Origin of the sequence: Agrobacterium sp. rho-13.3 (genome assembly GCF_033957765.2) — a bacterium.
In the GTDB taxonomy this organism is placed as follows: domain Bacteria; phylum Pseudomonadota; class Alphaproteobacteria; order Rhizobiales; family Rhizobiaceae; genus Agrobacterium.
Genome location: NZ_CP192774.1, coordinates 717,544 through 738,481 on the forward strand (window position 1 = coordinate 717,544; position 20,938 = coordinate 738,481).

Here is a 20,938-nt window from a genome sequence, read left to right on the forward strand (position 1 = left end):
GTCACGCCTCTGCCTTGGGCTGTGCGGTCAATATCTTTTGATAGAACAGGCCGATGCCGATCAACACCGCGCCGAGACCAATGAAGGACAGGGCGCGCAACACACCTTCCAGATTGCTCATATCAATCAGGAAAGCCTTGGCAACGGCCAGAAACACCAGAACGGCTGAGGCAAGGCGCAGGCTTTTGGCGTTGAAGCGCGAACCGAGCAGCAGCAGCAATACGCCGATGGCAAGCCAGACGACGGAATAGCTGTAGGTTTCACCCTGAAGGAAACCCTTCCAATCCGCGATGTTTTCCCCTTGCCAGAAACGGCGCACCGAAAGCGTTGCCCACGCAAAACCAAGCGCCGCACCTGAGAGTGCCAGCAGCGTAACGTAAAGCGCCGGGCGCTTGCCACGGGCATACCAGGCCAATCCACCATAGGCGATTGCCGGAAGCAGATAACCGATGAGCAGCAGGTTGAGGAACGGCCATGGGCCGGTATTTTCGCCGGTGAAATACGGGTTCAGGGCGAGGAAATGCGCCACCAGCACGTTGAACATGGCAATGACACCCGCCAGCATCGAGCCGTATCGGAAAACCGGGCTTGGGCTTTTCAGGTCCAGCGTCATCAGCACGCCAGACATGCCTATCGTCAGCAGCGTATAGATCGACTGTTCACCAAGCGTCGGCTGTGCGTCGTTCAGCACGCCGCCATTCATGGCGTGGCGAATGAGGATTGCGATGGCCAGAAGCCCCATGAGGCTGGCAATGGCTTGCAGGAAATTCTTGGCCCGCACACCTGGCCAGTTGCGCAGCAACCATGCCGACGCGATGGCCAGTACGGCGGGAATGCCGTAGCCGGGCAGAAGCGCGTTGAAAACAGGCGTGGTGCCAAGGTTCTGCGGCCCGACGATGGTGGGTTCCCACGCAATGCGACCCAGAACGAAACCGCAGGCAATGGCCATGACCCAAGGCAGAGCAGGCCATGGGCGATACCGGGTGGCCAGCACATAACCAAAGCCGAGGATGGGGAGCAACAGCGTTGTCGCCAGCCCTTCGGTCAAGGCATGGATGGTCAGCGCGAAGGCAGCAAATGAGCCGACAAGCAGCGCATTCAGCGGCCATTTGTAAGCTTCGTTATTTTTCCGATGCAGCCATTCGGCACTGGCGAGAAGCGTAAGGCCCAAAGCCAGACCATAGGCCGCGTGCAGCCAATCCCGGCTGAGATTGCCGAATGTCGCAAAGCTGGTGACGCCGATCCAGACCGGGAAAAGTGCGACGATAACGGCCCACAGCTTGGCAAAGGCTTCATCCTGCGCACCCTTGCGTGCAATGAATGTCAGGCCGAACACCACAAAAATGGCACCGAGCAAAAGTGCCGCGGCGATATCGCCCGTGCTGCCCACGCTGGTTGCAGGCAGGCTGATACTTGGGGCGTTGCCCAGCACCGGAACGAAGTCCAGAGCGATTTGACCCAGAATCGAAATGCCAGCCTGCGCCGTCAGTGCCGCAAAAATTGCAGGCCAGACCGCAAAATTGCGGCTGGCACCAAGCGCTGCCAGCGCGATGATAATCGCTGTCATGGCAAAGGTTGGGTGGATGGACAGGCCCGAGCCGGAGATGATGAAGGCAATCGCTGGCAGTGCAGCGGCCAGCGATACCGTCAGCGTGATCGCCAGAGGCGAGCGGGCAAGCAGGCGCAGCACCCGGATTGCTCTTCTCTCCTTATCACTTTCGCTCCGGGCTTCGCCCTCATCCGCACTCGGCACCACGGCGCTGTGATGCTCGAGATCGAACCTGTTGCCCGGCCAGATCCAGATCGTGCCGGCAATCATCGCAAGCAAGCTGAAGATCACAGGCTCTGCCTGCACGGTGGTTGACGCGAAGATATAGCCCAGCGCCCAGAGGCCCAGACCCGTATTGGCAAGAGAAGGAACGACCGTCCAGCGCTGGCGGCGGGCTGCCGCCGCCGTGGCAAGCCAAGAGATGGTGAGGAAGCCGAACAGCGCCCAGATATTCGGCGTTTCGGTGGAAATCAGCGCAGGCGTGACCATGGAGCCGAAAAGGCCAAGCCCGGCCAGCGCCTGTCCGTGCAGCAAAGAGAGACCCAATGTGGCGAAGGCAACCAATGCCAAAGCCACAAAAGCAAAAGTAGGGCCGATATAGTCGTAAATGCCATAGGCGGCATAAACGACGCCGAACAGCGTCAATACGCCCGCAGCCGTCAGCACACCGGGAATCATGGCGTTGGAATAGGATGCAGCGATGCCGGGAACGGCCTTGCGGCGGATCGCTTCACCCGCAGCCATCAAAAGCAGACCGAAGACTGCTGCCATGGCGAGGCGCACGGCGGGGCTGAGAAGGCCACTCTCGATGGAATATTTGACCAGCAATATGCCGCCAAGACCGAGCGCAATGCCGCCGACCCACACGGCCCAGCGTGCGCCGAGTTTGCTCTCGAAGCTTTCCTTCGGGCGGGCGGGGGGCGCTGCGGACGTTTCCTCATCGGCAACGGCCCGCGCCGCAATCGGCAATTCCGCTTCCGGTTCCTGCTCCGCTTGGGGACGTGGGGTGTCCTCTTCCTCCGCACCAAGCAGAGGCTCTTCCGGCTCAGGCGCCGCGATCGGCACACCGCCGGTGGCGATTTGCGCCTTGAGGTTCGTCAGTTCCGTTTCCACCGCCGCCAGCCGCTTCGAATTCTTGAAACTCGTCGTCAGCGTATAAACAAAGGCGACGATATAACCGACAATCAGCAGAAACAGGAACAGTGTCATAGGAACCCCACATATGGTCCTGTTTTTTAAGCCTTTTCTAACAGGTTATGCAAGGCCGGTTGTGGACAATGCTTTTGCCCAGGACTTTGCCAGTTCCACGTCCTCAAGGCCCAGATCATGATTGTGGGGCAGGGTTTTCACCGTGGCGGCTGCGCCATTGCTGGCAAGGTGCTGCTGCAACTCAGACGCCCTTTCGCGGTAACGGTCCGTTTCGCCAGCCGCCAGCGTGAAGTGATTGCCGGAAAGATCGGCCTCCGGCCAGTGCGTCAACACCGGCATGGGCCGCAAAAGCAGCGCATGGGCAGCGCAATGCGGATGCAGCGCAGAGAAGGCCGCAAGGAAATTCGCACCGTTGGAATGGCCGATGAAGCTGAGGTTTGTACGATCCAATCCGTAGGCGTGCATGGCACCTTCCATGAACGCGGCGAAGGCTTCAGCTTCTGCGGCAATGTCCTTCTCGTCAAAGGTGAAGTCGGCAAAACGGCGGAACCATCGGGCCGTATCTTCCTCCGTGCTGCGTCCGCGCACGCCAAGCAGCGTGGCGCGTGGGTTGGCTTTGTGCGCCAGCGCCATCAGGCTGGTTTCGCTGCCGCCGGTGCCGTGCAGCAGTACGATCGTGCTGCCATCCGGCTCCGCAGGCGTGTAAAACCGGTGCACGAAAGGCAGGTCGCGGTAAATGACGCGTTCCTCTCCGTACAGCGAAAATTGCGGCAGCGCCACGCGCACGTCTTCTTCATCGCGCATGAACAGCGGCGGGATGAACAGTTCTTCGCCCAGCGTTTCCAGCGGCTCATCTACCGTCATGCCCGGCGCATCCGTCGCCATTTCAATCAGGACGCCGCCGGGTTCACGCACATAAAGCGACGCGAAATATTTGCGGTCATGCGCGTTCGTGGTGGAGGAGTTGAGGGATTTCAGGTTGCCCAGCGCCTCGTTCAGATCATCCATATCTGCGGCGCGAAAGGCGATGTGATCCACCGTGCCGGTGCCGGGTGCGCTGGACCAGAAGCCGGTCGCATCGCGCACATCGATGATATCGCCGGAGCCGGAAACCACGCGGCGGATGGCACCGTTCTGGCTGACGCGGGCATAACCGAAGTGCTTTGCCAGAAAACTTTCCGTTTCTTCCGGTACTTCGCTCAAAACGGTCGCGCCGCGAATGCGGCGGATGGCGTGTTCCAGCGGAATGCCCGGTGCTTCATGCGGCACGGCCTGCGCAAAAGCTTTGGTGCCCACCAGTTTGACGATGATGCCATCCGGGTCTTTCAGGCGAATCACGTGCTCGCCAAATTCTTCCATCGGGCCTTCGCTGCGAATGCCCGCCTGAAGCGCGCGCGTCAGCCAAAAGCCTATGCTGGCGGGATCTATGGCCAGCGAGATTTCCAGCGTTTGACCATAGCCAATCCGGCCTTGCCCGCCATCTTCCCACACAAGGAACGTGATGAGCGAACCGGGCGATCCGGCATGGTCTCCATAAAGCAAATGAAGCTGCATGGCGTCTTCAAAGCCAGCCGTGCGCTTGACCAGTCTCAAGCCGAGAAAGCCGGTGTAAAAATCCACATTGGCCTGCACTTTGCGGGTAATCATGGTGATGTGGTGAATGCCAAGGGCCGATGTCATTTGGGTGTCTCCCGCGTCTTTTTGCTGTGCCTTATGTTCTTCGCTACGGGTTTTTTCGCAATCCCGTTAATTGCGAACGATGTGTTGCCATTGTGAACAATCGTGTGACAGGGGCAGCGTTTTGCCCAAAATTCATACTAGACACGCCAACAGAATTACCAAACTGCCTATTATATAGACGTATTCATTTTATGGTCAAATTGTGTGCGATTTATGCTTGCAATGACGGTTTAAATTGGGTTGTATGGTCGCAACTTAAAAAAATCTCCAAGGGGAACGATCAGAATGTTGAAGCGTAGGCTGTTTGCAAAAACGGCGGCTATGGCCGCTATTGGTATGTTCGCAGGTCTCTCAATACCGTTTGCTCCGGCCTACGCAGAAACGCCGATTAAATTTACACTGGACTGGAAATTCGAAGGCCCAGCCGCCGGTTTCCTGCTGGCGTTGGACAAGGGTTACTTCAAGGCCGAAGGTCTGGACGTGACCATCGATAGCGGCAATGGTTCTGTCGAGGCCATTCCGCGTGTCGCCACCGGCGCTTACCAGATGGGCTTTGGCGATATCAATTCCGTCATGAAGTTTCTGGATGAAGACCCGAGCCAGAAGGTGAAGGCCGTTTATATGGTCTATGAGCGCCCGACCTTCGCCGTCGTGGGCCGCAAGTCGCTGGGCGTCACGGGTGATCCCAAGTCGCTGGAAGGCAAGAAACTCGGCGCACCGCCGCCGGATGGCGCTTTTGCGCAGTGGAAGGCGTTCAAGCAGGTTGCCAAGATCGACGACAGCAAGATCGATATCCAGTCCATCGGCTTCCCGGTGCGTGAACCGATGCTGGCCAAGGGTGATGTGGACGCCGTTTTCGGCTTCGCTTTCTCCGTTATCCTGAACCTCAAGGCGCAGGGCATTGCGGATGACGATATCTCCACCATTTTGATGGCTGAACATGGCCTGAATCTGTATGGCAACTCGGTGCTGGTAAACACTGATTTTGCTGAGAAAAATCCGGCTGCCGTCAAAGGTTTCCTGAAGGCGTTGGCCAAGGGTTTTGCAGATTCGGTCAAGAACCCGCAAGAGGGTGTGGCCGCTGTGTTGAAGCGCAACGAAACGCTGAACACCGACATCGAATTGCAGCGCCTGACCATGGCGAACGCCATGAACATCAAGACACCTTATGTGGTTGAACACGGCATGGGCGGCGTGGACCCGGCGCGTCTGGCCGCCTCCATCGAAACGCTGAAAGTGTCCGTTGGTTTGAAGGGCAATGTGAAGGCCGAGCAGGTTTTTGATGCGAGTTATCTGCCTGCGAAGGACGAGCGTTTGCTTCCGTGATTGAGTGCCGTTGAGTTTACCGTCACCCCGGCCTTGAGCCGGGGTCCAGCGCGATCAAGTCCTTGATCGCAAAAGGACTCTTTCCCGCCGCAGACGCGGCACTGCTGGATCCCGGATCAAGTCCGGGATGACGAAAAATATTTGCTGCGGCTTTTGACGAATTCTACGAACAGGAAACCCCATGCCTCATCTGGTTGAAATCGATGGCGTTGATATGCGCTATGGCGGCGCGGCTGGCACGCTGGCCGTCTCAAACCTCAATCTCAAGGTTGATAAGGGTGAGTTCGCAGCCGTGGTCGGCCCGTCCGGCTGTGGCAAATCCACACTGATGAAGCTTGTCACCGGCCTGCATATTCCGCAAAAAGGCAATGTCATCGTGGCGAATAAACAGGTCACGGAGCCGGTGTCCATCGTCGGCATGGCCTTCCAGAACCCCACCATGCTGCCATGGCGCACGACGCTGGAAAACATTCTGCTGCCGTTGGAAATCGTGGAAAGACACCGCCGCCGACTGCGCGCGCACAAGGCGGAATATGTTGCCAAGGCAGAGCGCCTGCTTGATATCGTCGGGCTGAAAGGCTTTGGCTCCAAGTTTCCCTGGCAGCTTTCCGGCGGGATGCAGCAGCGCGCCAATCTTTGCCGCGCACTGATCCATGAGCCGGACCTGTTGATGCTGGATGAGCCTTTCGGTGCACTGGATGCCTTTACGCGCGAAGAGCTGTGGTGCGTCATCCGCGATCTCCATGCTGCGCAGCGCGTCACCATCATTCTCGTGACCCATGATCTGCGCGAGGCGACGTTTCTGGCCGACAAGATTTTCGTGATGAGCGCAAGGCCGGGCCGGGTGCTGGCAGAGCATCAGGTGCCTTTCGCACGCCCGCGCCAACTCGACCTGATGTATGAAAAGGGCTTCAACGACATGGTTCAGCAGCTGCATGGTGAAATCGCACATGCGAGGGTGGCGGCATGAGCATGTTTGTTGAAAGCCGTGTGGCTGCAACGCCGCGCAAGCCCTTGGTTGAACGCATCAACTGGGTGAAGGCAGCGCCGTGGCTTTATACGCTGGCGCTGTTTGCGCTGTGGGAGTTGCTGGTTTACGCACTGAAAATGCCGCAGACCATTTTGCCATCGCCGGTGCGGGTGGGGCAGGCCATCGTGCAATACTGGTCGCCGATCTGGAAGAACTCGCTGCAAACGCTGTATACGACAACACTCGGCTTTGCGCTGGCGGTCGTCGCTGGCCTCGCCATCGGCCTGTTCATCGGCTGGTCTAAGACCATCTATGCCGGTCTTTACCCGTTGATGATCGGCTTTAACGCCATTCCCAAAGTGGCGCTTGTTCCCATCCTCGTCATCTGGTTCGGCATTGGTACCGTGCCAGCGGTGCTGACGGCATTTCTGATTTCCTTCTTTCCCATCGTCGTCAATGTCGCGACCGGCCTTGCAACGATCGAGCCGGAAACGGAAGACGTGTTGCGGGCGCTGGGCGCCAAAAAGATGGACATCATGCTGAAAGTCGGCATTCCGCGGTCCATGCCCTATTTCTTCGGTTCGCTGAAAGTCGCCATCACACTCGCCTTCGTTGGCTCGGTGGTCTCTGAAACTGTGGCCTCGAACTACGGCCTCGGCAACATGATGAGTTCGGCCCAGAGCCAGTTCAACGTGCCACTGGTCTTCGCTGGCCTGCTTATGCTCGCCGTGGAAGGCATCGTCATGTACGCGGTCATGGCATGGATCGAAAAACGCATGACCGGCTGGGCGCATCGCTCGACCATGGGGCAGTAAGCGGCTGACGACCGCCCCGCGCGCAAGGGTGGGGCGATCCTCTTCGAAGAAAAAGCCGAAACGCTCTAGTGCGCCGACATTTCTTTCACGATGCCAGCGGCGTCGAGGTTGGCGGGGTAGTAGGTCGGCCAATTGGTCACTTCCTCAAGCAGCGACGTGCGATCATTGCCCCAGTAAAGGTGATAGTGTTCCGCCTTGGTGGGCTCGATCGTGTGGTCGCTGAACTGAATGAATTGCGGCGCCGTTTCGTCTCCGCTGATTTTCTTGAAAATATACCGGACGCCTCTGTTGCCTTTTTTATAGGTCAGAATTTCATGGCCATCGTCCGCATATGTCGCCTCCAGCGGCTTGCCCTCGCGATAGAACGTCACATTCCCGTCCTTGATCACGATGCGGTTGACGTCCGTTTTGTAGCCAATCGCATAATAGGCGCGGTATTCTTCGGCGCTCTTGTCGCCATGTGCAGCCTTCTCCACCATAACGGGATCAAGCGAGCCGTTGAGCAGATACGGATACACCGATTGCCAGTCTCCCTCCCAGTCGGAGAGCATCCGCGGCTTGACCTGAGCGTCTTTGAAATAACCGTTATAGACATCCTTATCGGCGTGAGAGTGAGCGTGGTCATGGCTGTGACTATGCGGCTTGGACGATGATGTATCGTTTCCGGCGGCCAGCAAGGGTGATGCCGCCGCTGCCAGCAGCATGGAGCCGATGGCAAACACTTTGGTCAGGCGGGTGAGGGTTTTCTTCATCGTACGGACCTCGTCTTTATACTGTTTATATTTGATATGTAATAACGTTACATGAGGCCGTATAGACACATCTGATCCATGGCGCAATAGGACGGCGCGTTCACCCTTTGGAAAAGATCGGCGACCGATAAGAGATCAGCCGCCTTATGGGGTAGGTGTCAGAACGTTTGTTCAGCCAGCTGAGCATCGCGTTTATCAAAGGCAAGTCTCAACGCCTTCGTGACATCGCGCGTGGTGGCAAACCAGTTTTCGCTTCGCGCCCAGTAGCGCAACGTCACCGTCGCACCGTCATTGCTGATGGAGTCGATGAAGGTTGTGGGCGCGGGGTCCAACAGCACGCGGCTTTCTGAGCGAACGACATCCATCAGCATGTCCTGTGCTTCCGCAGCGCTCTCGCCCTTTGGTACGGTGACGCTCAGTTCATGGCGGCGGGACGGGAAGCGGCTGTAATTGGTGATGGGCACGTTCCAAAGCGTGGAATTGGGTGCCAGTCGGTAAAGACCATCGCTGGTTTTCAATTCTGTTGCGAACAGACCGATTTCCACGACGGTGCCGGTAACGGCGCTGGTTTCGATGTATTCACCAACGCGAAACGGACGCAGCACGAGCAGCATGATGCCCGCTGCGATATTTTGCAGCGTGCCCTGAAGCGCAAGGCCAACGGCCAAACCGGCGGCACCGAGAGCGGCGAGAATGGAAGCCGTCTGAACGCCGAACTGGCCTAGCACCATGACGAGAACGAGGATGAGGACGACATAACGAACTGCGCCGGAGAAGAACCGCGCCAGCGTTTCGTCAAACCCGCGAATGCGGGACAATCCTTCAAAAGCCCAGCGCTGCAACAGGGTTGCCGCAATCCAGCCGATGATGAGAAGAAGAAACGCGCCCACAATCGAAAAGGAGTATTGAACCATCAGCGCGCTTGCCTGGCGAAGTGCCGCCTGCGACGCGACGATGAGATCCGTTGCCTGTTGTTCCATAAGATGCCCTTGTTCGTTTTCAAAATAGCTCGTTTTGGTAACGAGCGACGCGGAGGAGGGTTCCGCAATTATCGGTCTCTACGCTTTCAGCGGCAAGACGAACGGTACGCTGCCATCCGCATCTGCGCCGCGGCCGATTTTTTTGATGGCGGCAACCAATGCTCCGCCACGGCCCAGAAGCCGGTCGCCGATTTCGACAATGCGGGCATTGGGCGTGGCATAGGGAGACACGTCGCGAAGCCGGGCGGCAAGCGCGCCTTCGTCCTGCTCAGGGTAAAGGGCAAGTGCTGCAATGATGGCTGCGGCGGGTGAGCGGGACACGCCCATCCAGCAGTGGATCAGCAGGGGTGCGGACTGAACCCACTTATGGGCGAAATCGATCAGCATTTGAACGTGCACATCATCCGGCGCGATCAGCTTGTCGGTGCCTTTGAAGGTGATGTCGTTCATTTGCAGCGTCAGGTGACGCTCCGGAGCAATCACTGCGGGACGGTGAAACGCCTGCTCCCTGGCAATCAACGTCACCATTTCACGGGCCTTGTGGCGAACGGCCATTTCCGCAATGCGTGACAGCGGTGAAACGATGATCGCGCTCATGGTTTGGCTTTCCGAAGCGTTTCGATGGCCTCGAAACGGGTCATGAAGCGGCCTTGCGCTTCCAGTGCCGGAACGGGCTCGATCTCGAACATGTCTTTGGTGATGCCGCGGGGCAGGCCGAAAAACTTCTGCGCTTCTGCCATGGAAAACCCGGCAAGCTCCGTCGCCTCGAAATACGCCGCAACCGTATCCGCCTTCTTGATGCGGTCCTTGAGGTCTTTGGACGGATGCGGCGGCAGGGCAAAACGCAGGTGCACGGCTGCCTCCAGCCGCTTTTCCACCAGCTTGTAACCGCCACCAACGACGGCTTTGAACGGCGAGATCATATCGCCGATCACATATTCCGGCGCATCGTGCAGCAGTGCCATCAGCATGTCATCCGGCGAGGCCAGCGCATTCAGGCGGCAGAAAATCGTCTCGACAATCAGGCTGTGTTGCGCCACGGAAAATGCGTGGTCGCCGCGTGTCTGGCCATTCCAGCGCGCAACGCGGGCAAGGCCATGTGCGATATCGGCAAGCTCCACGTCCAGCGCCGAGGGGTCCAGTAGATCAAGCCGTCTGCCGGACAGCATACGTTGCCATGCGCGTGGCGTTTTCGTCACCGCCACGCTCAGTCCTCCGCGTTGGCAGCGGGATCGACTGCGGGAAAGCTGAGACCACTCCATGCGGGCAGCGCAACGGTAACGGCAACGCCGCCTGCGGTGATGTCTGCTCCCGATGCCATGGCGTCGGCCGCACGGTCGGTGCGGATGATGGCCAGCGCTTGGGTGCCGAGAACGGTGCCGAGCGTGCCGATGGGCTTGCCGCCCGCAACAATGTCCGTGCCTGTTGCCGGCAGCTCTGCCACGCCAGAAACAATCACCACGCGCCGCCGCGCCGTGCCACGATGTTTCATGCGGGAAACGACTTCCTGCCCCACAAAGCAGCCTTTTTTAAAAGAAACGCCGTCATTCACATCCATCAGCACATCATGGGGGAAAGCGTCTTGCAGCGCGTAGTCGGCACCCGCAACGACAATACCTGTGGCAATGCGCAGAGCATCATAGCTGGAGGCATCACCCGAAACGGACGGACCGGCCAAGCGATAAAGCGCGATACCCGCTTTGGCAAAACGGCTGTCTTTGATCGCACCTTCCGGTGCATTTTCGTCCCAGAAGACGCTGACGCCTTCGGCGTCGTCCACCTTTAAATCCACTGGTGCGCGCAGCTTGTACATGGTCAGGCGGCGAAGCAGGGTGTCTTGCTGGTCGGCACTCGTTTCCAGCACATAGTCCGTACCATCGCGCCAGATCAGAAATTCGAACATGATTTTGCCCTGCGGCGTCAGCAGCGCGCCTGCGCGTGCTTCACCGTCGGGCAGTGATTCGAGATCGGGCGTGATCAGATTTTGCAGAAACTCCGTGGCTCCAGTGCCGGAAACACGGATGAATGTGCGATTTGAGAGAAAGGCAGAGGACATGGGCGTTACCGTTCGGGTTTGTTTATTACCCGAACAGCTAGACCGTTTCCGGGCCAAATGGAACCGTTCTGGGTTTTTTAAGCCTCAACGGCAAGCGTAGCGAGATCAATCACCGGCGCTAAAGAACTTCCACTGGCCATCTGGCGAAATGCCGATGCGGTAAAAGCTGTAATTGCCATATTCCTGCATGTCGGCCAGATCACCCGCCGTAATGATGCGCAGAAGCTCTACCTTCTCCGGTGCCGTCAGCGTGTTGAGCGGCTTTCCAGCGAAATAGGGGAATACGTACATTTCATCCGGTGTGCCGGCATCCACATGCGCGTAGCCGGTGGACAGAAGGTCGATGATGATAGCCAGAACTTCCAGACCGTCGGGATCGCCGGAAAAACTTTTCAGCGCAGCAATCGGATCGTCGCTGCCATCGCCATCCACGCGGGCCTGATTGGGGCCGGGATTGACGAGCGGGCGCAGCTTTTCGATATTGCCGGTGGCGGCGGCATCGATGATGAGCTGGCGCAAACGGCGCACAGGCTCCGGTGCCTTGCTGATATCATGTTCGATCTGCGCCGAGATTTGCGGTGTGTCGCTTTGCGCTGGCGCGGTCTGCTGTCCCGATGGGCGGTTTACCAGCGGGTCTGGCATCGGAATGCCGTCCGAATCACCTTCGACCTGCGTGGGTTCCAAAGGCTGCTGCTTGTCCGCAGGCTTGTCTTCGCTCGTCGTACTGGGCACCGGGCGAAGCTCGGACAGCGCATAGGCGTTATGAGGCAGACTGACAGCTGATAGCGTCAGGGGAAGCATCAAGGAAAGAGCGGCGCAAGACCGCAAAAGCCCTTTGCTAGAGCACAACATGACTGAACTCCGGCTTACTGAATAATGCGGTGAGGGGAGAATTCTCCCTCGAGCATACGCTGGCGCAAGGATTCGAGCATCGCTTCGGCACCTGCTTCACCGTGCATACGGATGGTCTCGCGCATGGCCAAAGCGATAGCGGCATCTGCGATGATCTCCGGCTCGATGCCATCGGCCATACCATCGGCCCATGCCTCGTTCTGATGTTCCAGAGCTACCTGCATTTTTTCATGCACGATCATATCGTGGATTTCGTTACGGCTTGTTTGCATCTTTCATCCTCGACAGGCAGGCAACTCGTTACCACCCTGTTAATAACTCTAACAGTCTTTTATCAAAACGGCACGGGTCGCAGTCAAAAGAGGTTAATAAACCTCTAATTTCCGAACCTAGACGCGATTTCTTGCGCGAGTGTTGCCCCTTCGATACGGTATTGCTCTTCCGCAGAAATCGCCGCCGGTGTGCAACTGGTGTGCACAGCCGCAAATGTCCGATAGCCACGGTTGAATGCAGCAGTCATGCGCTGGCGGCGCTGCGGTTCGCTGGCGGTATCTGCCGCCAGAAGATCGCTCATCGCCTTGCGCCATTCTTCAGACCCCGTTGCCGGGCAAAGCGTGCGCAGATATTGCACCGCGCCCAGTATTTCCGACAGCCGCGCCAGCTGGTTGTCATAGGGCGCCGGTTTGCTTTCCAGGGCTTCAACAGGTGTTTTCTGCGGAGCCGGCGCGGGTTTCTGCGCAGCACTGTGCGTAGCAAACGGCAAAACCGCGCTTACCCCCAGAAACAGCAAAACATAAACCCGTGGCTTCATCAGTGGTGCATGACCGAATCTGGAATTTCAGGAAACTTTACGCAGATAGACGCGATTCTAGCGCGCATGCAACTGGCTCAAAGCACGTTCGGCACATTCCACAACGCTTGTCGGGGCGTTTAGGGCGCGGATTTCCTCAAGCGTATACCAGCCCGCATCCGCAGCATCGTCTGCCGCCAAAACAGGGGCTGTGTCATCGGCTTCCACAGTGAAAACCGACAGAAAAAAGTGGCTGGTCAGCGTGCCATCGGCGTCATATCCCGGCAGATCATAGGTTGCAAAAAGCTGTGGATGACGTGCCGTTATGCCGGTTTCTTCATGAAGCTCACGCAGCGCCGTCTCATCCGGTGCTTCTCCCGGCTCAGCCCTGCCGCCGGGAAATGCAAACATGTCCTGTGACGGCGGGTTGATGCGGCGCACCAGAAGCACACGGTCGCCACGTCGAACGATAGCCGATGAGGCCGGTTGGGGCAGGGGCATACGGTATCCTTATTCTGTCTTGCCCTGGATTATACGCTCAACCTTGCAGGAAAAGTGGCAAGGCGATTTTATTCGTCGTGCCTGCGATATTATGCCCCACAGCCACGGTATATTCAGCCGATTCGACGTTGAGGACCGACATGAAAGTCTACGCCATCTATGCCGCAGCCGCGCTGGCGGAAATTGCCGGATGCTTCGCATTCTGGGTGTGGCTGCGCATGGAAAAGTCCGCGCTCTGGCTATTGCCGGGCATGGTGTGCCTTGCGGCTTTTGCATGGTTGCTGACCATGGTGCCGACAGAGGCGGCGGGCAGGGCCTATGCGGCCTATGGCGGCATTTATATTGTCGCCTCGCTCATCTGGCTGTGGGGTGTCGAAGGCCATGTGCCGGATCGTTGGGATGTTGCGGGCGGCATCATTTGCCTTGGCGGCGCATCGCTTATTCTGTTTGGCCCAAGAGGATAGGGACATGTGCGGACGCTTTGTTTTGAATGCATCGCCGGAAGAGATCGCCGATTATCTGGATCTGATTGGCCTCGAGGATTTTCCGGGGCGTTTCAACATTGCGCCCACGCAGCCCATTCTCATCGTGGTGGAGGGGACGAAGCCTGAGCCGGGCAGCAACCTGCCCAACCGGCAGGCCATGCTGGTGCGCTGGGGTTTCATGCCCGGCTGGGTCAAAGACCCAAAGGAATTTCCGCTGCTCATCAATGCCCGGTCGGAAACGGCCATCGGCAAGGCCTCGTTTCGCGCCGCGATGCGCCACCGCCGCATTCTCATTCCGGCAACCGGGTTTTACGAGTGGCGCAGACCGCCGAAAGACGAGGGCGGCAAGCCACAAGCCTATTACATCAAACCGAAAAACGGCGGCATCGTCGCCTTTGCCGGGTTGATGGAAACATGGTCATCCGCGGATGGTTCTGAGGTCGATACGGGCGCAATCCTCACCACCTCTGCGAACCGTTCCATCGCGCGCATTCACGACCGTATGCCGGTGGTGATTTCGCCTGAGGATTTCACGCGTTGGCTGGATTGCAAAACGCAGGAACCGCGTGAGGTTATCGACCTCATGAAAGCGGCGGACGAGGATTTTTTCGAGATGATCCCCGTGTCGGATAAGGTCAATAAGGTCGCGAATACGGGGGCGGACCTGATTGAGCCAGTGGCGCAGAGGCTGGAGCCTGCGGCAAAGGTGGTCAAAAAAGACGATGGGCAGATGTCGTTGTTTTGATGGGGTGAGACAACCTTAAAACTCGTTTTCCGTCATGCCGGGCTTGACCCGGCATCCAGTCGCAGCGCGTCTGCGCTGCGGAAAGAGTCTTTTGCGATCAAGGACTTGATCGAGCTGGATCCCGGATCAAGTCCGGGATGACGGAGTGATTTGAACAGTCAAATCAAGCCGTCTTCGGCTCCTTTGGCTTGCGCGTCAGCATCATCGCTGCGGCGGCCACGGCCTTCAGGCCGAGTGGGCGGTAATGGCTGTTGAGATCAGGCTTTGCCGGTGCCTCGGTGGTCTTTGTTTCCGTCATTTTCAGTCTCCGAAATTCCCCTTGAAGCCGTCGACTCGACGGCGTTCTTGACAGTCTCTCTCCTGGGAAATCGTGACAAATTCGAGGCGAATTTGATCAATTAAAAATTGCGTTCTGCGACATTTCGTGTGCGGTGAACGCCATCAAACAGCCGTAATGAAGCTGGCGGTTGCCTTGACCTCAAATCCCGCGATCCAGTCCATCACCATGGTCATCTTCAATGGTCAACGTGCCATAGCGCTTGTGCCACAGGCGGGCGCTGAACGGCAGGAAGATGAGATACACGACAACGGTTGAAACCAGCACTTCCCAGGTGAAGCTCATCAACAGCGCGACATAAAGCACAACGGCCAAAATGGCGGGCAGTACCAAGTCGCGACGGATGCGGCTTTCGGATTTGCCAGACCAGACCGGCAGACGGCTGATGAGGAGGTAACCAATCAACACCGTATAAGCGCTGCCGATATAGGCGAAGGTTTTGGTGGGTTCGATGCCGAGAAAACCGAGATAGACCGGCAGAAGCACCAGCATGGCACCCATGGGGGCGGGCACACCGACGAAGAACTCGTTTTGCCATGGCGCTTTGACTTCACGTTCAATCATGACGTTGAAGCGGGCGAGGCGAAGACCTGCGGCGATGACATAGATCAGCGCAGCGATCCATCCGAAGGACGGGGTGTGATCCAGCAGATAGGCGTAGACCACCAAAGCCGGCGCCACACCAAAATTGACGATATCGGCCAGCGAATCCATCTGTGCGCCGAACTTCGATGTCGCCTTCATCATGCGGGCCAGCCGCCCATCGACGCCATCAAGGAAAGCCGCCAGCAGCACCATGCCGACAGCCAGTTCAAACCGGCCTTCGAAGGCAAGCCGAACGCCGCTGAGGCCCGCGCAGATGGCGAGGACAGTGACGAGATTGGGAATGACGAGACGGAGTGGAATTTCCCGCAGGCGAGGACCGCGCCCGCTGTCATTGCTGATCTCGTGTTTGCCGTTCGTGCTTGGCTGAGGCGTCGGCGTTTCCATGGCGTGCTTCCCCTTATTCAGTATCAGCCGCGGCGGCTGACGACCGCGCCCTTGGCTGAACCGAATTCTGCCAGAACGGTTTCACCGGCAATGGCAGTCTGGCCCACGGAAACGCGCGGCTGGAAGCCTGCTGGCAGGAAGATATCGAGACGCGAACCAAAGCGGATCAGGCCGAAACGCTCACCGGCATCCACCGGCTCGTTCGGCTTGACCCAGCACACGATGCGACGGGCAACCATGCCGGCGATCTGCACGACGCCGACCTTGCCATGCGCTGTTTCGATGACAAGGCCGTTGCGCTCGTTGTCTTCGGATGCCTTGTCCACCTCTGCGTTGAGGAAGAGGCCGGGGCGGTAAGCCACGTTGATGATGCGGCCACGCACGGGGGCGCGGTTCACATGGCAGTTGAACACGTTCATGAAGACCGAGATGCGAACCATCGGCTCTTTGCCGAGTTCCAGTTCCAGCGGCGGAATAACGCTCTGAATGGCGGAGACCTTGCCATCGGCAGGGCTGATGACGAGATCGTCGTCCTGCGGGGTCACACGTTCCGGATCACGGAAGAAATAGGCGCACCAGGCGGTCAGAACCAGACCCACCCAGAACAGCGGTTCGGCTATCCAGCCAAGCACCAAGGAAGCCACGAAGAAGGCTGCGACGAAAACATAACCTTCCTTATGGACGGGAACGATGGTGTTGCGAATTGTGTCGAACAGGCTCATTGATCTTTCTTCTCCGAATTTATCTTATCGCTTGCCTATATAGTCGCTGCGCGACGATATACATGTCCTGACGCGACAAAACACGCATTGGTGACTACAGGCAAATAGTCTCATGGGCAATGTGTTGCAGCGCTTGAGGGCGGGTTATACCCGTCAATGCGCTGGTTCACCGCGATCCACGACACCCAGATCGTCCTTCTCACGCACTTCGCGCAACCGCTCTTCGGCCTGAATGGCCTCCCGCTGGCGGCTCCACATGGACGCGTAAAGCCCACCCGCCGCAATCAGCGAGACATGCGTGCCGCGCTCGGCAATGGTGCCATCCTTCAAAACGATGATTTCATCCGCGCTGATGACCGTCGAAAGCCGGTGCGCGATGACCAGCGTGGTGCGATTTTTGGACACGACATCCAGCGCGCTCTGGATTTCCTGTTCCGTGTGCGTGTCGAGCGCCGATGTCGCCTCATCGAGAATGAGAATGGGCGGGGCTTTCAAAATCGTGCGGGCAATGGCAACGCGCTGCTTCTCTCCGCCGGACAGCTTCAAGCCGCGTTCGCCCACCATGGTCTGAAAACCGTGCGGCAGTTTATCGATGAACCCGCTGATTTGGGCGGCTCTGGCCGCGGCAATCACTTCGGCGTCCGTCGCACTGGGCCGTCCGTAGCGGATGTTATAGGCCAGCGTATCATTGAACAGCACTGTATCCTGCGGAACCATGCCGATGACGGCGCGCAGGCTCTTTTGCGTCAGATCCCGTATATCCTGCCCGTCGATGGTAATCGCGCCGTCCTGAATATCGTAGAAGCGATAGAGGAGGCGGGAGAGGGTGGATTTTCCAGCGCCGGAAGGGCCGACGATGGCCACGGTTTTGCCTGCGGGAACGTCAAAAGAAATGCCCTTGAGGATGGGGCGTTCCGCATCATAGGCGAAATGCACGTCGCGAAAACAGAGTGCGCCAGCGCCGATTTGCAGTGGTTTGGCATGGGGCGCATCCACCACTTCGGCTTCCACTTCCAGCAGATCGAACATCTCTTCGATATCCGTCAGGCCCTGGCGAATTTCACGATAGACGAAGCCGATGAAGTTGAGCGGAACGGAAAGCTGCAACAGCAGCGCATTGATGAACACGAAGTCACCGATGCTCTGTTCGCCGCGCTGCACGGCCATGGCCGACATCACCATCATGACGGTCGAACCAATGCCGAAGATCACGCCTTGGCCGAAGTTCAGCCAGCCGAGCGATGTCCAGATCGCGGTCGCGGATTTTTCGTACTTCGCCATGGAGCTATCGAAGCGGCGGGCCTCCATATCCTCATTGCCGAAATATTTGACGGTTTCGAAATTCAACAGCGAATCGATGGCCTTGGTGTTGGCGTCCGTGTCGCTGTCATTCATGGAACGGCGTATGGAGATGCGCCAATTGCTGGCCTTCACCGTAAACCAGATATAGGCCCAGACCGTGACTGTGGTGATCGCCACGTACCAGAACCCGTAGGACAGCCAGAAGATTACGGCGGTCAGCAGGAATTCGATGAAGGTTGGGGCGGTGTTGAGAATGGTGAAGCGGACGATGGTTTCGATACCCTTCGTGCCGCGCTCTATGATGCGCGACAGCCCGCCCGTCTTGCGTTCCAGATGAAAGCGCAGAGAAAGCTTGTGCATATGCACGAAGGTTCTGTAGGCCAGTTGGCGCACCGCATGTTGACCCACGCTGGCAAACAGACTGTCGCGCAACTGGTTCAAGCCCACCTGAATAAGCCGCGTCAGATTATAAGCGATGACCAGTGCAACGGCACCCAGCAGGAAAACCGGAACGAGGCCTGCAATATCCATTTTGCCGTTCAGCGCATCCGTTGCCCATTTGAAGAAATAGGGAACGGAAATCAGCACCAGCTTTGCAAGGATGAGAAAGGCGGTTGCCCAGATCACACGCATCTTCAGGTCTGGCCTGCCGTCTGGCCACATATAGGGCCAAAGATTGCGAAGCGTCTGGGTCGGATTGCTGGAATCCGCTGAAATCGTCTTTTTGTTATTGCTCATGCTTTGCTCCGGCGTCTGCGGGGAATGCAGACAGCAAGACGGCGGCCCACATGTGTGCCGCCGTCTTTTACGTTAGATAATATTCGCACATCGCCTTTGCAATGCCGCGCAGGTTGAGATCACTGTCCGGTCAGGCGCTTGCGGTGCAGTTCTTCCGCATTCGGCAAGGCATTTTCAGGCACACCGAAAATCTGGCCGGGTTCGATCAGGTCCGGATTTTTGATCTGGTCCTGATTGGCGAGATAGATGGTGGTGTAACGCACACCCTGACCATAAACGCGGCGCGAAATCTGCCACAGCGTGTCACCACGGCGAATGATGACCGCACTGTCGCTGTGGGCCAACGGTGCCTGTTCGAAGGTTTTTGGACCTGTCGTGGTCTGCGCCGAGATCGGTTCGGCCGTGGCCGGTAGCGCAGCATTCAGCTCTGCAAAGCGACCGGTGAGGCCAGCAATCTGCTTGCCAATCGCGGCAACATCATTCGGCAATCCATCGATGACCGACAGCAAGGCGCGGGCCTTGGCAGCAATATCCCCCACGAAGGCCGTGAAGGCAGCATCTGCCGTTGCCGCGGTGCGGAACTCAGACAGCGAGCGAAGTGCAATCGATGTTGCGGATTTCGCAGCGGCAACCTCATCCAGCGCCGGTGTTTTGCCATCCTTGTAGAGACCGGAAAGAATGGAAAACGCCTTCGTCACTTCAACCCGCAAAGCTTCGAACGCCGTGCGGTCGCTGACAACGCCGGGAACGGATGGCGCGTTTGTCGCGGGTGCGGACGGCGCCTGTTGCATGGCAACGGTTGCCTGATCCGTGACGGGGCGTACAAATGGCACGCGAACGCGCATGGTCACATTACCAGCCGCATCCAGCGCCTCAGCCGTCACGATGTGGTTGCCGACGGTGAGATCGACATTGCCTTCGATCACGAAGCTGCCGGAGGCTTCGGCCTTGGCACTGCCAAGCGGCTTGTCATCGACCAGAACGCGGACATTGGTGCTTGCAGGCGCGGAACCGGCAACGAAGATTTTCGAGCCTTCAAACTCCACTGCGACAACGCGGATGGACGGAACCTCCGCCTGCACGGGTGCGGCAGATGGTGCCGTTTCGGCGGGTGCAGCGGCTGCCGTCTGAGGCTGTGTCGCTGAATTTTGCGCAGGAACCGTAGCCGGGGCCGGGGTCGCGGCTTGCGGCTGTAGCGCTGGCGGTGCCGCTTCCGGCATGGTCAGCACGCGGCTTGCCTTGCCCGGTGTGGTCACCATGGCAAGAAGTTCACCGCTTTTCTGTGCAGGCACGGAAACCGTTGCGATTTCCTGAGACTGTGCAGCCTGACCATCCTTGCCCGTGGCGCGAAGAATGATTTCATGGTCGCCGGCAGGAAGAGGATTTTCGAGCACGGCAGCAAAATCGCCGCTGCCTTGAACCGTCGTCTGCGCAATCACCTGACCATTGTTGACGATTTCCAGCTTCGATCCCGGTGCAGCCTTGCCCGCGATGACAGCGGAGCCATCCGGCTCGACGCGAAGAACATCGAATGTGGGGACTTGCGCAGCGTTGGTGGGCGCAGGTGTTGGGGCTGTTGCGGCAGCAGGCTGTTGCGGCAACACAGCACCATCGTCCGTTCCCGTGAATACACCGGCAAGGCGGCGTACCTGAGCCGCAGCGGCCGTTGCATCTGTCGGCAGGCCGCGCAGGAAGGCGATCGTTCTTTCCGCCGCCGTGCGGGCCGTGGTAATCAGGCGCGAGGTTGTTTCATCGAGAGAGTCCGGAATATCGACGTTTTCCAGCTCCTTCAAAGAGTCCTCGACCTTTTTGCGGTCGGCAGCAAACTCTTCATTGGTGGGAACCTTGTTGTCTGCAAACCGGCCCGTCATGTCCTTGATGGACTGGGTGGCCGATGCAGCCAAGCGACCGACCTTGTCGGCAATATTGGCGGTGTCCTTGGCGGCATCCGACAGCAGATCGCCCGCTTTTTCGCTACCCATTTCCACGCTGTTCTTGACTGCGTTTCCGGCCTGATTGATGGCATCACCAATCGGCTTGTCGTCGCTGGACAGACGTGGAAGAACGAAGAAGACCATCAGCAGCGTCGCGACGCCAAGCACGATAAGCGCCAGCAGTCCGGCCCTTTTGTTGTTCATCATCAATCTCCGGGTAACTTTCCTGTTTATAAGTTGCGATAGCTAACGTTTAAGTCGTGCG

The 20,938-nt window shown here is 58.1% G+C and carries 21 protein-coding genes; 5 read left to right on the forward strand and 16 right to left on the reverse strand.

Going from position 1 to position 20,938, the window contains the following annotated elements:
• Position 1: 1 nt before the first annotated feature.
• The gene (locus RMR16_RS03565; RefSeq protein WP_413785980.1) at positions 2-2,752 is read right to left on the reverse strand and encodes a DUF2339 domain-containing protein; all 2,751 of its coding nucleotides are present in this window, start codon (positions 2,750-2,752) and stop codon (positions 2-4) included.
• Positions 2,753-2,803: 51 nt separating this feature from the next.
• Complete coding sequence (locus RMR16_RS03570; protein ID WP_320199356.1) at positions 2,804-4,378, reverse strand: VOC family protein; 1,575 nt, start codon at positions 4,376-4,378, stop codon at positions 2,804-2,806.
• 285 nt (positions 4,379-4,663) lie between these two features.
• Here RMR16_RS03570 and RMR16_RS03575 point away from each other — a divergent pair, with 285 nt between their 5' ends.
• From RMR16_RS03575 to RMR16_RS03585, 3 genes are all read left to right on the forward strand, one after another.
• On the forward strand, positions 4,664-5,704 hold the full coding sequence (locus RMR16_RS03575) for an ABC transporter substrate-binding protein (RefSeq protein WP_320199357.1): 1,041 nt from the start codon (positions 4,664-4,666) through the stop codon (positions 5,702-5,704).
• A gap of 181 nt (positions 5,705-5,885) precedes the next feature.
• On the forward strand, positions 5,886-6,674 hold the full coding sequence (locus RMR16_RS03580) for an ABC transporter ATP-binding protein (protein WP_320199358.1): 789 nt from the start codon (positions 5,886-5,888) through the stop codon (positions 6,672-6,674).
• Positions 6,671-7,489 carry an ABC transporter permease gene (locus RMR16_RS03585; protein WP_320199359.1) on the forward strand — a complete coding sequence of 273 codons (819 nt, stop codon included), beginning with the start codon at positions 6,671-6,673 and terminating at the stop codon, positions 7,487-7,489. The genes RMR16_RS03580 and RMR16_RS03585 overlap by 4 nt, the downstream gene beginning before the upstream one ends.
• Positions 7,490-7,554: 65 nt before the next feature.
• On the opposite strand, the gene RMR16_RS03590 is transcribed toward RMR16_RS03585, so the two are convergent.
• The 9 genes from RMR16_RS03590 to RMR16_RS03630 form a co-directional block, all read right to left on the reverse strand.
• Complete coding sequence (locus tag RMR16_RS03590; protein ID WP_320199360.1) at positions 7,555-8,241, reverse strand: metal-binding protein ZinT; 687 nt, start codon at positions 8,239-8,241, stop codon at positions 7,555-7,557.
• A 158-nt stretch (positions 8,242-8,399) separates the two neighbouring features.
• Entirely contained in the window at positions 8,400-9,221 is an 822-nt protein-coding gene (locus RMR16_RS03595; protein ID WP_320199361.1) for a mechanosensitive ion channel family protein, read from the reverse strand.
• Between the two features lie 78 nt (positions 9,222-9,299).
• Entirely contained in the window at positions 9,300-9,818 is a 519-nt protein-coding gene (locus tag RMR16_RS03600) for a tyrosine phosphatase family protein (RefSeq protein WP_320199362.1), read from the reverse strand.
• A complete protein-coding gene (locus RMR16_RS03605) occupies positions 9,815-10,426 on the reverse strand; it encodes an HD family hydrolase (protein WP_320199363.1) in 612 nt (203 codons plus the stop codon). The genes RMR16_RS03600 and RMR16_RS03605 overlap by 4 nt, the downstream gene beginning before the upstream one ends.
• A gap of 2 nt (positions 10,427-10,428) precedes the next feature.
• Positions 10,429-11,277 carry a YgfZ/GcvT domain-containing protein gene (locus RMR16_RS03610; protein ID WP_320199364.1) on the reverse strand — a complete coding sequence of 283 codons (849 nt, stop codon included), beginning with the start codon at positions 11,275-11,277 and terminating at the stop codon, positions 10,429-10,431.
• Positions 11,278-11,382: 105 nt separating this feature from the next.
• A complete protein-coding gene (locus tag RMR16_RS03615) occupies positions 11,383-12,129 on the reverse strand; it encodes a hypothetical protein (protein WP_320199365.1) in 747 nt (248 codons plus the stop codon).
• A 14-nt stretch (positions 12,130-12,143) separates the two neighbouring features.
• On the reverse strand, positions 12,144-12,401 hold the full coding sequence (locus RMR16_RS03620) for a hypothetical protein (protein ID WP_111841631.1): 258 nt from the start codon (positions 12,399-12,401) through the stop codon (positions 12,144-12,146).
• Positions 12,402-12,505: 104 nt separating this feature from the next.
• Positions 12,506-12,940 carry a TIGR02301 family protein gene (locus RMR16_RS03625; RefSeq protein ID WP_320199366.1) on the reverse strand — a complete coding sequence of 145 codons (435 nt, stop codon included), beginning with the start codon at positions 12,938-12,940 and terminating at the stop codon, positions 12,506-12,508.
• Positions 12,941-12,997: 57 nt separating this feature from the next.
• Positions 12,998-13,420 carry an NUDIX hydrolase gene (locus RMR16_RS03630; protein WP_320199367.1) on the reverse strand — a complete coding sequence of 141 codons (423 nt, stop codon included), beginning with the start codon at positions 13,418-13,420 and terminating at the stop codon, positions 12,998-13,000.
• Positions 13,421-13,560: 140 nt separating this feature from the next.
• Between RMR16_RS03630 and RMR16_RS03635 the strand changes: the two genes are divergently transcribed.
• Positions 13,561-13,884 (forward strand): YnfA family protein, encoded by a 324-nt coding sequence (locus RMR16_RS03635; protein WP_320199368.1) that lies wholly within the window; start codon positions 13,561-13,563, stop codon positions 13,882-13,884.
• 4 nt (positions 13,885-13,888) lie between these two features.
• Positions 13,889-14,650, forward strand: a complete 762-nt coding sequence (locus tag RMR16_RS03640) for an SOS response-associated peptidase (protein WP_320199369.1) — start codon at positions 13,889-13,891, stop codon at positions 14,648-14,650.
• 163 nt (positions 14,651-14,813) lie between these two features.
• Here the strand turns inward: RMR16_RS03640 and RMR16_RS03645 are convergent, their stop codons facing one another.
• The 5 genes from RMR16_RS03645 to RMR16_RS03665 form a co-directional block, all read right to left on the reverse strand.
• Positions 14,814-14,948, reverse strand: coding sequence for a hypothetical protein (locus RMR16_RS03645; protein ID WP_320199370.1), 135 nt, complete (start codon positions 14,946-14,948; stop codon positions 14,814-14,816).
• A 180-nt stretch (positions 14,949-15,128) separates the two neighbouring features.
• Positions 15,129-15,977, reverse strand: a complete 849-nt coding sequence (gene pssA, locus RMR16_RS03650; RefSeq protein ID WP_320199371.1) for a CDP-diacylglycerol--serine O-phosphatidyltransferase — start codon at positions 15,975-15,977, stop codon at positions 15,129-15,131.
• 23 nt (positions 15,978-16,000) lie between these two features.
• Positions 16,001-16,699, reverse strand: a complete 699-nt coding sequence (locus RMR16_RS03655; protein ID WP_320199372.1) for a phosphatidylserine decarboxylase — start codon at positions 16,697-16,699, stop codon at positions 16,001-16,003.
• A gap of 153 nt (positions 16,700-16,852) precedes the next feature.
• Complete coding sequence (locus tag RMR16_RS03660) at positions 16,853-18,739, reverse strand: ABCB family ABC transporter ATP-binding protein/permease (RefSeq protein ID WP_320199373.1); 1,887 nt, start codon at positions 18,737-18,739, stop codon at positions 16,853-16,855.
• A gap of 119 nt (positions 18,740-18,858) precedes the next feature.
• Entirely contained in the window at positions 18,859-20,877 is a 2,019-nt protein-coding gene (locus RMR16_RS03665) for a LysM peptidoglycan-binding domain-containing protein (RefSeq protein WP_320199374.1), read from the reverse strand.
• Positions 20,878-20,938 lie beyond the last annotated feature (61 nt).